Source organism: Candidatus Pelagibacter sp. PS_41 (assembly GCF_059417725.1).
This window is the reverse complement of sequence record NZ_CM182062.1, coordinates 410,932-425,647: the sequence shown is the minus strand read 5'-3', so window position 1 is coordinate 425,647 and position 14,716 is coordinate 410,932. Positions and strand designations below refer to the sequence as shown.

16 protein-coding genes are annotated in these 14,716 nt (G+C 30.7%); 8 read left to right on the top strand and 8 right to left on the bottom strand.

All coding sequences use genetic code 11. The features are described from left to right. Window position 1: 1 nt before the first annotated feature. Window positions 2-682 carry a uracil-DNA glycosylase gene (locus AC5SL8_RS02280; RefSeq protein ID WP_494580520.1) on the top strand — a complete coding sequence of 227 codons (681 nt, stop codon included), beginning with the start codon at window positions 2-4 and terminating at the stop codon, window positions 680-682. Here AC5SL8_RS02280 and AC5SL8_RS02275 read toward each other — a convergent pair. Next, the gene (locus AC5SL8_RS02275) at window positions 672-1,094 is read right to left on the bottom strand and encodes a YbgC/FadM family acyl-CoA thioesterase (RefSeq protein WP_494580518.1); all 423 of its coding nucleotides are present in this window, start codon (window positions 1,092-1,094) and stop codon (window positions 672-674) included. The genes AC5SL8_RS02280 and AC5SL8_RS02275 overlap by 11 nt on opposite strands. A gap of 58 nt (window positions 1,095-1,152) precedes the next feature. Between AC5SL8_RS02275 and AC5SL8_RS02270 the strand changes: the two genes are divergently transcribed. Continuing rightward, window positions 1,153-1,287: a hypothetical protein gene (locus tag AC5SL8_RS02270; protein ID WP_494580516.1), complete on the top strand. Its 135-nt coding sequence runs from the start codon at window positions 1,153-1,155 to the stop codon at window positions 1,285-1,287. 7 nt (window positions 1,288-1,294) lie between these two features. On the opposite strand, the gene AC5SL8_RS02265 is transcribed toward AC5SL8_RS02270, so the two are convergent. The 6 genes from AC5SL8_RS02265 to AC5SL8_RS02240 all read right to left on the bottom strand — a co-directional run bounded on the left by AC5SL8_RS02265 (window position 1,295) and on the right by AC5SL8_RS02240 (window position 7,500). Beyond that, window positions 1,295-1,939 carry a DUF3047 domain-containing protein gene (locus AC5SL8_RS02265; protein WP_494580514.1) on the bottom strand — a complete coding sequence of 215 codons (645 nt, stop codon included), beginning with the start codon at window positions 1,937-1,939 and terminating at the stop codon, window positions 1,295-1,297. Window positions 1,940-2,148: 209 nt separating this feature from the next. Then, window positions 2,149-2,895 (bottom strand): SDR family NAD(P)-dependent oxidoreductase, encoded by a 747-nt coding sequence (locus tag AC5SL8_RS02260; protein ID WP_494572636.1) that lies wholly within the window; start codon window positions 2,893-2,895, stop codon window positions 2,149-2,151. Beyond that, entirely contained in the window at window positions 2,895-4,358 is a 1,464-nt protein-coding gene (locus tag AC5SL8_RS02255; RefSeq protein WP_494580512.1) for a cytosine permease, read from the bottom strand. Before AC5SL8_RS02255 ends, AC5SL8_RS02260 begins: the two co-directional genes overlap by 1 nt. 25 nt (window positions 4,359-4,383) lie before the next feature. Continuing rightward, a complete protein-coding gene (locus AC5SL8_RS02250) occupies window positions 4,384-5,718 on the bottom strand; it encodes a TRAP transporter large permease (protein ID WP_494572638.1) in 1,335 nt (444 codons plus the stop codon). Then, window positions 5,718-6,332 (bottom strand): TRAP transporter small permease subunit, encoded by a 615-nt coding sequence (locus tag AC5SL8_RS02245; RefSeq protein ID WP_494572639.1) that lies wholly within the window; start codon window positions 6,330-6,332, stop codon window positions 5,718-5,720. Before AC5SL8_RS02245 ends, AC5SL8_RS02250 begins: the two co-directional genes overlap by 1 nt. A 73-nt stretch (window positions 6,333-6,405) precedes the next feature. Next, the gene (locus AC5SL8_RS02240) at window positions 6,406-7,500 is read right to left on the bottom strand and encodes a TRAP transporter substrate-binding protein (protein ID WP_494572640.1); all 1,095 of its coding nucleotides are present in this window, start codon (window positions 7,498-7,500) and stop codon (window positions 6,406-6,408) included. A 149-nt stretch (window positions 7,501-7,649) separates the two neighbouring features. Between AC5SL8_RS02240 and AC5SL8_RS02235 the strand changes: the two genes are divergently transcribed. From AC5SL8_RS02235 to AC5SL8_RS02210, 6 genes are read left to right on the top strand one after another with little or no spacing between them, the layout of a single operon-like run. Next, a complete protein-coding gene (locus AC5SL8_RS02235) occupies window positions 7,650-9,245 on the top strand; it encodes a GMC family oxidoreductase (RefSeq protein ID WP_494580510.1) in 1,596 nt (531 codons plus the stop codon). Continuing rightward, on the top strand, window positions 9,245-9,835 hold the full coding sequence (locus AC5SL8_RS02230; protein ID WP_494572642.1) for a TerC family protein: 591 nt from the start codon (window positions 9,245-9,247) through the stop codon (window positions 9,833-9,835). Before AC5SL8_RS02235 ends, AC5SL8_RS02230 begins: the two co-directional genes overlap by 1 nt. Beyond that, complete coding sequence (locus tag AC5SL8_RS02225) at window positions 9,836-10,594, top strand: SDR family NAD(P)-dependent oxidoreductase (RefSeq protein WP_494572643.1); 759 nt, start codon at window positions 9,836-9,838, stop codon at window positions 10,592-10,594. It abuts the gene before it with no gap. Then, complete coding sequence (locus AC5SL8_RS02220) at window positions 10,594-11,379, top strand: M23 family metallopeptidase (RefSeq protein ID WP_494580508.1); 786 nt, start codon at window positions 10,594-10,596, stop codon at window positions 11,377-11,379. Before AC5SL8_RS02225 ends, AC5SL8_RS02220 begins: the two co-directional genes overlap by 1 nt. Beyond that, window positions 11,379-12,155, top strand: coding sequence for a fumarylacetoacetate hydrolase (locus AC5SL8_RS02215; protein ID WP_494580506.1), 777 nt, complete (start codon window positions 11,379-11,381; stop codon window positions 12,153-12,155). The genes AC5SL8_RS02220 and AC5SL8_RS02215 overlap by 1 nt, the downstream gene beginning before the upstream one ends. Window positions 12,156-12,173: 18 nt before the next feature. Next, a complete protein-coding gene (locus AC5SL8_RS02210; protein WP_494580504.1) occupies window positions 12,174-13,325 on the top strand; it encodes a M24 family metallopeptidase in 1,152 nt (383 codons plus the stop codon). Window positions 13,326-13,394: 69 nt separating this feature from the next. Here the strand turns inward: AC5SL8_RS02210 and AC5SL8_RS02205 are convergent, their stop codons facing one another. After that, a complete protein-coding gene (locus tag AC5SL8_RS02205; protein ID WP_494580502.1) occupies window positions 13,395-14,699 on the bottom strand; it encodes an NAD(P)/FAD-dependent oxidoreductase in 1,305 nt (434 codons plus the stop codon). Between the last annotated feature and the right edge of the window lie 17 nt (window positions 14,700-14,716).

The following is a 14,716-nucleotide window of genomic DNA, read 5'->3' as shown; positions in this document are numbered from 1 at the left end:
AATGACTATTAAGTTCGAAAAAATAAATAATTCAATAATTAAATGTAAAAAATGTCCTCGCTTAATTAGTTATAGTAAAAAAATTTCAATAGACAAAAGAAAGCAAAATATTAACGAAATTTATTGGGGAAAACCTGTGCCCGGGTTTGGTGACATTAATGGCAAATTAATGATTATTGGACTTGCTCCTGCAGCACATGGAGGAACAAGAACAGGTAGAGCTTTTACTGGAGATAAGTCGGGTGATTTTTTATTTAATTGTCTCTATAAAGTTCAAATTTCAAATCAACCTAAATCTACAAACATCAATGATGGTTTAAAATTAAAAAATACTTACATCACAAACATACTGAAGTGTGTTCCCCCAGAAGATAAGCCCTTAAAAAGTGAGTTGGATAATTGTTCAAGTTATTTTGATTATGAAATTAAAAATTTAAAAAAATTGAAGGTAATTTTAACTCTAGGAAAGATAGCTTTTGATAATTGCATTAAATTTTATAATAAAAGTTATAAATTTGAAAAAAAATTAAAATTCAAGCATGGAGCAAAATATAAGTTGCCAGATGGGAGGACTTTAATTGCAAGCTATCATCCGAGTCCAAGAAATGTAAATACTAAAGTTATTAATACAAAAAAAATGATTTCATTATTAAGAAAAGCTAAAAAATTATTTAAACTTTAATACTGTCACAAAAATAAGGTTTTAAATCTTCAAATAAACTTCCTGGAATTTTCATGGGTTTTCCCTCTTCATTAACAAAGACCAAATGAACTTTAGCTTCTGTTATCAAATCTTCATCCCTACTAATAAATTGATTCATAAAAAAAGAGGTTTTTGTAACTGACTTTATAAAAGATCTCACTTTAAGTTGATCTTCAAGATATGAGGGTTTTATGTATTCTATATTGCATGACTTTACTATTATTAAAGCTCCAAATTTTTCTTTTATCTTTTTATTACTAAAACCAAGTTCGACTAAAGCTTCAGTTCTAGCTCTTTCAAGAAATTTTAGATAATTTGCATAATAAACTACACCACCCACATCTGTGTCTTCGTAATAAACTTTTAAATCATAAAAAAAATTTTCATGCATGTAAGTATACTAACAAAAAAAATGATTTTTAACATCAAAGTAAGATATAATAATAATAATGAAAGTTTATATAATTTGGCTAACTACCGTTATAGCTTGGAATTTTATGGTGCCTAGAGCAACACCATTAGAAGATGTGGTTGTTGCTGTACTTTTGTCGTTAATGAGTATGTTTCTTAAAAAAAAACTTTAAATCAAATTTATTTATCTGAAAAATAAATGTTTTGATAATACGATATTGCTTTTAGTTTTGAATTATCGGTATCAGTCATTATTGCTACACCTGAAATATTATCGACATCTAAACCATGTAACTTCATAAAATCTTCTTTAACATTAGCTTTAACTGTAACCCATGTATTAGGTTTGTCGATTGTAGTAGATAAAACATAGTCAATAGATTTTTTTGTGTACGGACTAGGCCAATTTTGATCAATTATATTATTGCTTGAAAATACATAGTTAATTGCTCTATTTGACAGGGGTGTTGCTCCTGTTTTTTTAATTACAAAAACACGTGCTGCATAATCATGACCTTTTTTACTATTTTCAATTATCCCTGAAAGGTCTTTTTCAACTTTCCAAGTAATATTTATAAATGGTGTTTTATTTAAATCTATTTCTATTTCCCTACCGAGTCCTGAGCCTACTCCTTCAGCTTCAGCTTTGATATAAGCACCATTTTCATTAGACCCGAGTGTCCATTTGGTTTCTCCTTTGACTTTTTTTATTTGTAGATTCTTGAACTCTTCGTCTGTAAAATCAAATACCCTAATATTTTCAGCAACAGTACTGGTTGAAAATAGAATTAATGTTAGAAATAAAATTAAAAAATTTTTTATCATTGCAGTCTATATAGCTATTGTATTTCAAAAAACAATATTTGAACAAAATTTAAACATTTAAAAATCAACTTTAGGTATTAATTCTAATGTTATGAAAATAATTTCTATATTTGTCCTTTTAATCTATTGGTCGGTAATACTGCTTGCACCTGTAATTTCTAAAGAACAAAAAATTTACAAGACTGAGACCAAAATAACCTTAAATAAGCTTAATAAGTAGATCTACCGCCACTAATATCAAATACTGCTGCTGTAGAAAATGAATTTTCTTCAGAAGATAACCAACAAACTAATGAAGTAAACTCTTCAATTTCTAAAAATCTTCCTCTTGGAACTTTTGACAACATCCTAGCTACGTGTTCTTTTGACATTTGGTCTAAGATTCTAGTTTTTGCACCAGCTGGCGTTATTGCATTAACAGCAATATTTTTATCGGCTAATTCTTTACCTAGTGATTTAGTCAGACCAATAGCCCCTGCTTTTGCTGAACTATAAGCGCTCGCATTTGCGTTGCCATCTTTGCCAGCAACTGAAGCAACGTTAACAATTCTTCCATAGTTATTCTTGATCATATTGGGAACAATGCATTTGCAGCAATTAAAAGTGCCCATTAAATTAATCTGAACTATCTTATTCCATTCATCAACATCGTAGTCCCACAGAGATGAGGTTGAGCCAGTAATACCAGCATTATTAATTAAAATGTCAATATTAGATATTTTTGTTATTTGGTCTACGGTATTTTTAACATTACTAAAATTAGATACATCCACTACATTATATGCAAGGTTTGGATTGTTTATTTCTTTTACAGCTTTTTGTAATTCTTTTTCATCAATATCCCAGATTATAGTTTTTACGCCAGAATTTAAAAATCTCTTTGCAATATCTAGACCGAAACCTTGGGCGCCACCAGTAATTATTGCAGTTCTATTTTTAAGATCAAATTGATGCATTAAGATTTTTTATTAGCAATAAGATAATAGGTTAAAGAAGAGATAAAAGTGCCAATTATCCAAGAATAAGAATGAAAACTCATTAAGCTTTCATTCCAAATTGTAGAAGCGGAAAAGATAAAGCCTAAAAACAAAGAATAAAGACCTCTTAAATTCCAACCATTTGAATAAAAATATAGCCCTTCAGTATTTGATGAAAAAATTTGTCTATTGTCTAAATTAGTTTCTTTAACAAAGTAATAGTCAATAATTATAAGTCCAAATATTGGTCCAAAAAAAGAGCTTAGAGTGTCAATAAATGCTAAAATGCCGATCTGACTTAATAAAGGTAACCAAAAAATACCAACTATAAAACCAGTACAACCAATTATGATTGCTGAACTTCTTAAATTTAGAACACTTGGAATAAAATTTATTAGTGAATTTTGAGTTGGAATATAATTAGCAATTAAATTAGTTGAAGCAGATGAAAAAATAATAAAAAATAAAACAATCACGGTTAATTGTATATTACCGATCTTACCCACTATATCAGTTGGGTTTGTTAAAATTCTTTCCATAAGTTCTAAATTTTTATTTAAAAAAATATCTGCCCCGATGACAATAAAAACTGTAAAAAAAGAAAATAATAATAAATTTAATAATAGACTTAAGTTACCTTTTTTTAATTCCTTTTCGTCTTTAACATATCTGCTAAAGTCTCCATAATTTACAATTATAACAGAAAAATATGCAAAAACTGTTCCAACCACAGCAAGTAATGGAGCTATATTGGTTCTATCAAATAGATTGTTTATAGAAAAAATATCAACAAAAGCTGAACTTATAACTTTAACGTCATAGAGCAATACAACTAAAAAAAATATTAACATCCCACTATAAACAGTAATTGCTGAAAATTTTATTATACTTCTATTAAATTGATGGCTTTTGCTAAATAAAAAAAGCTGTAAACTAATTGTAAAAATAAAAGCTGTCCAATCAATTAAATTTAATCCTAAAATAAAAATTAAAAAAATATCTTCATCAAGAAAAGAGCTATCAATAGAAAAAATTGAAATTCTAATAAGATAACTAAAAAGTTTTGATAAAAAATAAGTTTGAATGCCAAACATAAAGATGCCAACAATTCCTCTTGTTAAAGCAAAATATTTAGCACCATTAATTCCAAGAGCACTTCTTAAAATTACTGGAAACGGTAATCCATATTTTTGGGAGGGTTTACCGATTAAATTTGCGAAAAAATAAACAATTATAGATGCAATTAAACTACCAAATAAAACTACAAATATATTAAGTTCATAAACTAAATAAAGAGAAGCAATTAAAGAAAAAGCAATTACACTTTGAATATTACATCCCCAAAAATAAAATAACTCTTTCCAAGTCCAATTTTTGTCATTGGGATTAACACTTACTAACTCCCAGTTTATTAAAGCATTGTTTGATTTGATTTGATTCACTAGTTTTATAATAAACTAATAAATACTACTGTCCATATAGATAGGTTGGTAGCCATAAAGCAATTTGTGGAAATACTATTATTAAAATAAGTCCAATAACTTGAATCACCATAAATTGCATCATTCCATAATAAATATCTTTAAGATCCCATTCTGGAACTACACCTTTTAAGAAATAAGCAGATAGAGCTACAGGTGGTGAGAGCCATGCGGTTTGCAGATTAACTGCAACAAGTATAGCAAACCAAGTTAAATTAAATCCTAGAGCTTCAACTAATGGTATAATTATTGGAACTATAATCATTACTATTGGTACCCATTCTAAAGGCCAACCTAATAAGAAAATTATAACCATAATCATGCCAAGGATTAAATATCTATTCATTTCTAAACTTAGTAAAAATTCAGTTAAAAGCATCGGTGTTCCTAATCTAGAAAACACTGCCCCAAAAAAATTTGATGCTGCAACCAATACCATTATCAAAGCTGAAATTTCTAGAGTTTTAACTAAAGCCTCTTGTAACTTTTTAAAAGTTAATTTTCTATAAGCGACCGCTAAAAGCAAGGATCCCATTGCACCACAGCCTGCAGCTTCAGTTGGAGTTGCAAAACCAAATAAAATACTTCCTAGCGCAGCGAAGACTAAGGCGGCTGGTGGAACTAGTCCTAGAAAGAATTCTATCCAAACTGCTTTCATGCTAGTAGCTCTCAACTCTACTGGTAAAACCGGTCCAAGACTTGGGTCAATCCAACATCTAATTGTTGTGTAAGCCGCATATAAGGTTGCTAATAATATTCCAGGAATAATTGCTGCAGCAAAGAGGTCTGTTACTGGAATTTCCATTATTGGACCCATCACAACTAACATAATGCTTGGTGGTATTAGAATACCCAGTGTACCACCAGCTGTAATTGTTCCAGCGGCCAATCTCACATTATAACCTGATTTATTCATAGATTTGGCTGCCATTATTCCAAGTATAGTTACAGATGCACCAACAATTCCTGTGGCAGCTGCAAAAACAACTGATACAAAAAGAACAGCATAATATAAAGAGCCTCTTACTTTAGAAAGCATTAGCTGAAATGCTGAAAATAATCTCTCCATCAAACCAGCCTGCTCCATCATAATTCCCATAAAAACAAAGAGGGGAACAGCGGCCAAAGTTTGCTCTGTCATGACCATAGAAAACTGCAGGGTCATTAAATAAAATACTAATTTACCAAATCCAAGGTATCCAAAAACAAATCCAAGGAATATTAAAGTAAATGAAATTGGAAAACCTACAAAAATAGAGAACAACATTACTCCTATTAAAATGAAACCTAAGACAGCTGGATCCATAAATTCAGCTAACATTATTTTTGTTCTCCTGGCCACTTACCTTTAGTTGCGGCCCAATAGCTTTTTAATAATTCAGATACACCTTGAACTAATAAAAATATAATTCCTAAAAATAAACATGCTTTAATTGGCCACATATATGGCATCCAAGCAGTGTCCATCCCTTTTTCACCTCTCATTATAGATTCTTGTAAAAACCCAGTCGACATATACAAAAATACGCTTAATCCAGGAAAATAAAATATAAGGTATAACCAGAAATCTATTCTACCTTGGTTTTTAGTTTTAAAATTTCTGTATAAAAAATCAGCTCTTATATGAACACCTTTTGATAAAGCATAACCAGCACCAAGCATGAATAGAGCTCCATACATAAATCTACTCATGTCATACGCCCACATTGTAGGAGCATTAAAAAGTTTTCTTGCTAAAACCTCATAAACCATCGCAAATATTAAAGGGATGGTGATCCAACAAACCACATTACCAATCCACTTACTTGCTAAATCAATTTTTGTAATAGTTAATGCCATCCATTTTGGCATATCGTCAGGCATTGATCCTGAACCACCTCGCCTTTCAGCTATCATTTCATCGGATATATCTAATTTGGTAGGTTCGTTTGCCATAATAAATTCTCTAAAAAAAAACTAAAGCGGATCGTTAAATCCGCTTTAGTTATATTTATTTTTTTTCTAAATACTACTTTAATGTTTCAGCGTGAGCCATTCCTAGCTTAGCGTTAGACATTTGAGATCCAGACCAGAAAGGCACTGCAATATCAGCAAATGCTTTTTGAGAGTCCCAAACTTTTTTAAAGAATTTGTTCTCATTAGCATTTTTTTCTAAACTTGCTTTTGCAGCAGCCATATATGCTGGGAAATAATCAGCTGGGGTATCATGTAAAATCACACCGTGTTTTCCAGTCAACTCAGCTAGAGCTTTTCCGTTTTCATATATTCTGTAACTCATTGATTTTGATAGAGATGCATTCGCAGCAACTTCTAAAGCTTTTTTCTCTAAAGCAGACATCTTTTTGTATTTAGAGCCTGTAATATAGAAGTCAGCATTTACTACTACTTGGTGAAGACCTTGTAGGTAGTAATGTTTTAGAACTTTCTGGAAACCGAATGTCATGTCAGGTTTTGGACAACACCATTCAGCAGCATCAATTGTTCCTGCTTCAAGAGCTGGGAGAATATCTCCACCACCCATTGCAACAGAAGCTACACCGATATCTTTATAAGTTTGTCCTGGAATTCCCGGAGGAGTTCTGAACTTATACTTTCTAAAGTCAGCCATGCTATTAATTGGCTCTTTGAACCAACCTAAAGCTTCAGGGCCTACTGGTTGTAACATAAATCCTTTGATGTCTCTTCCCATCTCAGACCATAGTTGGTCGTAAAGTTCTTTACCACCACCGTATTGGAACCAAGATAAAAATGCGATGTTATCGATACCAACACCTGCACCTGCTACTGGCGAACCAAATAACATAGCTGCTGGGTGATCACCTGACCAGTAGTGAGTCCAAGCAAAACCACAATCGATTAATCCTTTATCAACTGCATCTAAAGTTTCTTTTACACCTACTACAGCGCCTGCTGGCATAATTTCGAACTTAAGTGATCCACCAGTTAATTCTGTTACTGTGTCAGTGAAATCTTTTAACATTACCACTTCATCAGCTTTTGAACTAATTACTGTTTGACACTTAAGAGTTTGTGCGGATGCACCTGTTACTGTCATTACAGTAAGTAGAAGTGATCCAACGAACAAAGATATTATTTTTTTCATATTAATATTTCCTTCTTATTGTGTTTTTTTATGTACGAGACCTTCTCAAAAAATTTAATTAGAAACAAGTGTTAATATAAAAAAAAACTAAGTTATTTTCATTGCTAACGCTAGTATTTTATTTTTTTAGATATTATAAGACCTAAGTCATGGACAAATTCGATTTTATCATACTTGGAGCTGGTTCAGCAGGTTGTGTACTAGCAAACAGATTGTCTGAAAATCCTCATCATAAAGTTCTTTTAATTGAAGCTGGTGGCAAAGATAATTATCCATGGATTCATATACCAGTTGGTTATTTTAAAACTATGCACAATCCAAATGTGGATTGGTGTTACAACACTGAGCCGGATGAAACTATGAACAATAGATCTATTAGATATCCAAGAGGTAAAACTTTGGGTGGCAGTTCATCTATTAATGGTTTGCTTTATATAAGAGGACAGCACAGAGATTATGATATTTGGAGACAGTTAGGAAATAAGGGTTGGAGTTGGAATGATGTTTTGCCTTATTTTATTAAAGCTGAAAATCAAGAAAGAGGTAAAAATGAATATCATGGTGTTGGGGGACCTCTTTCAATTTCAAATCAAAGAATGAGTTTACCTTTATTAAATGAATTTAGAAATGCAGCAGAAGAGTTTGGAATTCCAAAAACAGATGATTTTAATACAGGCAACAATCATGGTTCTGGTTATTATCAAGTTACAGAAAAAGATGGATTTAGATGTAGTACAGCCGTTGGATATTTAAATCCAATTAAAAAAAGATCTAATTTAAAAATAATTATAAATGCACATATAAAAAAAATAAATTTTGAAAATAAAATTGCTAAAGAGGTTGAGTACTGGGTCGATAATAAGTTATTTACTGTCGGTGCTGATAAAGAAATTATCTTATCATCAGGGGCAATTGGATCTCCACAACTTTTACAAGTTTCTGGTATTGGAGACTCAAAAAAACTTAAAAAATTAGGTATTGAAGTAGTTCATGAATTGAAAGGTGTTGGTGAAAATTTACAGGATCATTTAATGTTCAGACCTATTTATAAAATTCAAAATTTAAAATCACTTAATAAAAAAATTAATAGTCTTATTGGTAATTTATTAATTGGGTTAGAATATGTTTTTAATAGAAGCGGTCCAATGACTATAGGAGCCAGTCAACTTGGGATGTTTGCTAAAAGTGATCCTTCGATAGAATTGCCTGATTTGCAATGGCATGTTCAACCTATGAGTATGGATACTTTAGGTGCAACTAAAAATCATGATTTCCATGCATTTACTCCTACTGTTTCTAATATAAGACCAACTAGTAGAGGACATATAAGTATTGTAGATAAAGACTCTCGAACTTACGCAAAAATAAAAATGAACTATCTGTCAACAGATGAAGATAGAAGAATTGCAGCAGCGGGTCTTAAATTGACTAGAAAAATTGTTTTAGAATCAGAAACATTTAAAAAATATCAACCAGAAGAATATAGGCCTGGAATTCATCTTAATGAGGATGAAGAAATTTTAAAAGCTGCAGCAGACTATGCACAAACAATATTTCATCCTGTTGGCACTTGTAAAATGGGAAATGATGATAGTGCAGTAGTTACAGATCAATTAAAGGTTCATGGTATAAATAATTTAAGAGTAATTGATGCTTCAATCATGCCCAACATTACTTCTGGAAATACTAACGCACCTACAATAATGATTGCAGAAAAAGGTGCTGATATGATACTAAACAATTGATGTTTGCTGAATTGATAAGTCCAGAACAGCTAGTTATTTTAACTCAAATTATTTTTATTGATTTAGTTTTAGCAGGAGACAATGCCATTATTATTGGAATGGTTGCTTCTAAATTTCCACCTGAACAAAGAAAAAAAGTAATCTTTTGGGGAATAGGTGGTGCGGTAATTTTAAGAATAATCTTAACTATGTTAACTGCTTATTTATTGCAAATAACAGGATTAAGATTGATAGGAGGATTACTTCTCCTTTACATAGTCTACAAACTCTACACAGACGTAATCAAAGGTCAGTCAAGTGATGAAGATATTAAAGTAGATAATTCAAGCTTTATGAAAGCTATATGGACTGTTTTACTTGCTGATTTTACAATGAGTTTGGATAATGTTTTGGGTGTAGCTGGTGCTGCTGGTGATCACTATGTATTATTAGTATTTGGTTTAGCTTTATCAATAATTCTTATGGCAACAGCTGCCACTGTAATTTCAAGATGGATTAATGAATATAAATGGATAGCCTGGATTGGTTTAATTGCTATACTGGTTGTCGCAATCGAATTAATTTATACTGATTTAAAATTATTTATTTAAATGTACTTACAAAAAATAAACCTTAAAAACAAATATGCATTAGTTACAGGTGCTGGTAAAGGATTGGGAAGAGCCTGCTCTATCGCTCTTGCTGAAGCTGGAGCTACAATAATTGCATTGAGCAGAACACAATCGGATCTTGATAAGCTTGAAAAAGAAATAAAAAAGTTAAAAGGTAAAGTTATCAAAGTTAATTGTGACGTAATGAATTACAAAGAATTAAAAGAAAATCTAGATAAAATTAAAATCATAGATGTTTTGGTTAATAATGCTGGAACAAATATTCCAGAACCTTTTGAAAAAATTAAACAAGAAAGCATGCATTACTTAGTAGATTTAAATCTAAAAGCTGCTTTTAATGTTGCTCAATTAGTTGTTAAAAAAATGCTAAAGAATAAAAAAAGAGGTGGGTCAATTATTAATATGTCCTCTCAACTTGGTCATGTTGGAATGGCTGGTAGAAATATTTATAATATGACAAAATTTGGTATTGAGGGTTTAACTAAAGGGATGGGTGTTGAGCTTGCAAAAAATAATATTAGAGTAAATACGGTGGCCCCCACTTTTGTAGAAACACCAATGGTTAAAAGATTTTTTAAAAATAAAGCATTTAAAAAACTTGCTTTAGGAAATATCCCAATAGGCAGAGCAGCAACAGAAAGTGATATTGCAACAAGTGTTTGTTTTTTAGCTTCATCTGCTTCATCTATGATTACAGGAACATCTATAATAATAGATGGTGGTTGGACTGCTCAATAATGTCTAGATTGCTAATATTAATAGCAATTTTTTTTACAACCCAATCTTTTGCGTTAGAATTTCAGGGAAAATTCATTCAAGGACATTACATTATTGGAAAAACTGAACCTGGTAATTTAATCTTAGTAGATAAGAAAAAAGTTAAAGTCTCAAAAGATGGTTATTTTGCATTTGGAATTGAAAAAGATAGAAAATTTGACATCATAATTACTGAAAACAATAAAGATATCATAAAAAAGATTCAAAAGAGGAAATATAATATTCAAAAAATAGAAGGTTTGCCTAAAAAAAAAGTTACCCCTCCTAAAGAATTCTACGAAAGAATAAAAAGAGAAAATAGATTAATTGTTGATGCAAGAGAAATAGAAAGTGACTTACAATTTTTTAAGGAAAAATTTATTATTCCAGTTGATGATGCAATAATTACCGGTGTTTATGGTAGTCAAAGAATTTTAAATGGTATACCCAAATGGCCACACTATGGTTTAGATTTTGCTCAAAAAAAAGGTACTCCTATTAAAGCAATGAATAACGGTATAGTTACTTTGGCTGAAAAAGACTTGTTTTATACTGGTGCTACTTTAATTTTTGATCATGGCCATGGAGTTTCAACTCTCTACATGCATATGGATGAAATTTTTGTAAATGTAGGTGATCACGTTAAAAAAGGAGACATCATCGCAACTGTTGGTTCCTCTGGTAGATCAACTGGACCTCATCTGGATGTAAGGCTTAATTGGTTTGGTACTAGACTAGATCCTGCAACTATATTAAACATTCAATAATGAAAAAAACCTTATTAGAAAAAACAGCAGATAAATTAGTTAATGCCTTTGTAAACAATAAAATAATTGCTCCTCTTCCAGCTAAATTTACAAAAAAATTAGGTGAAGCTCAAAAACTAAGAAAATTATGTGAGAGTAAAGTTAAAGATCCAATAATTGGATTTAAAGCTGCGGGTACTGGAATACCTGTAATGAAAAAACTTAAAGAAAAGAAACCTTTCTACGCTGCAATCTTTAAAAAGAATTTTATCAAAAGTGGAAAAAAAGTGAAAATTAACAAATCTACTTTAGGTATAGAGCTTGAGGTTTGCTACTTAATTAAAAAAAATTTTTTCTCATCTAAGAGATCAATTACTATGAAAAACGTAACAAAGTACATTTCATATATGGCTCCTTGTATTGAGGTTATAGGTTATAGACAAAAGAAAAAAGGCATAACTAGCTTTGGTGATTTATGTAGTGATTTTGGTGCTAACGTTAAATTTTTGATTGGTCAAAAGAAGAAATACAAAAGAATAAAAATTGGAAACTTAAAGACAAATATTACTAATAAAAAAATTGGGCAAATTGTTAATGGAAATACAAATACTGTTTATATAAATCCGCTTAATTCACTTAGATTTGTTTTGAATGAATTAAAAAAAGATAAAGTAAATCTTGATAAAGATTTTTATGTATTCACTGGATCAACTGTTGGGGTTGTGCCAATTTTAGGTAAAGGTCTTTACACTGGAAAAGTAGATCAACTTGGATCTGCCAAAGCAATTATTCATTAATTTTTAAAAAATTTTTTAATGGCGTTACACTTTAGTAAACAAGAATTTGAAAAAAGAAAACTAGCAACATTAAAGTCTATGAAAGAGCAAAATCTTGATGCTCTTTTAATGTTCAGACAAGAATCTATGTTTTGGCTCACAGGTTATGACACCTTTGGCTATGTTTTTTTTCAAACTTTAATATTAGACCATAAAGGAAATATTATTCTTTTAACAAGAGCTCCAGATTTAAGACAGGCTCAAAACACTTCAAATATTGAAGATATAAGAATTTGGGTAGATAAAGACCAGTCTAATCCAACAGATGATCTTAAAATCATCTTAAATGAACTAAATTTAAAAGATAAAAAAATTGGTATTGAGTATGAAGCTTACGGTATGACAGGTCGTAATGCTTTAAGACTTAATAAGTCACTGAAAGGTTATTGTGAGGTAGAAGATCAATCAGAATTAATTACCAAACATAGGGTTATTAAATCTCAAGAGGAGATTGTTTATGTAAAAAAAGCTGCAGAGCTTGCTGATCAAGCCCTTGATGAAGCATGGAAGCATACAAAAGCTGGCGCTAGTGAAGCAAAGATTTTAGCTGAAATGCAAAGAGTAGTTTTAGAGGGTGGCGGTGACTACCCAGCAAATGAATATATAATTGGATCTGGACACAACGCATTACTATGTAGATATCAATCAGAGAAAAGAATTTTATCTGATACTGATCAATTAACTATTGAATGGGCTGGAACTTATAAACATTATCACTCTGCAATGTTTAGAACCATTCCTATTGGTAAAGCTGACCCCAAACATATTAAAATGCATGAGGCTTGTGTTGAGGCTTTAACCAATTGTGCAAAGACTTTAATACCAGGAAAAACTGCTGGAGATGTATTCGATATACACGCTAAAACTTTTGATAATCTTGGATACAATAAAGCAAGAATGAATGCTTGTGGTTATTCATTAGGGACAACCTTCTCACCAAATTGGATGGACTGGCCTATGCTATACACAGGTAATCCATATATCATCACACCAGGAAACGTCTTCTTTATGCATATGATCCTAATGGACTCAGAAAGTAACCTTGCTATGAATTTAGGGGAAACTTATTTAGTGACCGAGAATGGTAATGAAAGATTAGGAAAACAAAAGTTGGATTTAGTAGTACTCTAGGTATTCAGATTTTAGTTAGGTTCAAACTCCAAAGGAAGTTAAAAAAAGACTTCTTAATAGTAATCATATTTAAATATCAGATCGAGATCTAAATCTCTCAAATATCAATCTTGTTTTAACTCCTATATTTAAAAATGGTTGTGGTGGAAGCCATGTAGGCTTACTTCTAGATTCTATTATATTAATTTCATCACTATTTTCATTACTTGCTTTAATTGCTATCTGTTCACCAAATAAAGTTCCAACTCCAATACCAGAACCATTATAGCAACCTGCTACAAAAACATTATCTTCTATTTTTTCAAAAATTTGTGAACTATTTCTAGTTCTGGATACAACCCCAGACCAACTAGATACAATAATATCATCTGCTAAACTTGGAAATCTTTTTTTTATTCCAAGTTTTTGATTTAAAGATCTTTTATCCAACTCTGATTTAGACATTTTAAAAGGATTATGAACTTCTGCAGTATTTCTAATTAAAATCCTTTTATCTTTTGTCATTCTAATAGTTGCACCCATTGGTCTTACAGGTAATACTCCCCACTCTCTGGGCTCACCAATGGACTTATACTCTGTATCAGTTAATGGTCTTGTCATGCTTGCAGTCAAAGTTAATGGGAAATTATAATTATTTTTTATACCAAGTGATTTTAAAAAACCATTAGTACAAAAAATAATTTTTTTAGTAATTATTTTATGATTATTAAATTTACAAATAATAGTATCAATATTTTTTGACCATTCATCTAATTGAGTATTTTCTAATAGCTCAACATTATCTGGTAAAGTGTCAATCATAGCTCTGACTAATTTTCCAGGATGTAGTAAAATTCCTCCCTTAGTATAAAGTGCTAAATTATAAAAATTCGTACCCAATCTTTTACTTAAATCATCTTTATCTAAAATATTATGCTCAAAATTTAATTTTAATAAAGTTTTACTAAAATTTTCTAATATCTTTCTGTCTTTTTCATTTGATGAGGCAAAATACTTTCCACTTTCATTCCAATCACAATCTACCTGATGCTCTTTGATAAACTTTTTTACAACATCAATTCCTAATTTATAAATGTCTGTTTTCTTTTTATAATTAGAAAGTTCTTTATTTGAGGTAAAACCATCGTTAAGGGTTGTATCGACTAAATATCCTGAGTTTCTTCCACTAGCACCTTCACCTGCTAATTGGGCATCAACAATAATAATTTTTTGATTTGGGTGTAGTTCTGATAATTTTCTAGCAGCAGACAAGCCTGTATAACCAGCACCTACTATTAACCAATCACAGGATTTATCTTTATCTAAAACTTTTATATTAGACCTTCTAGCAAGATCATTAATCCAACTACAACCAGTATCATTAACTACATTCATGCAGTTAGATTATGACA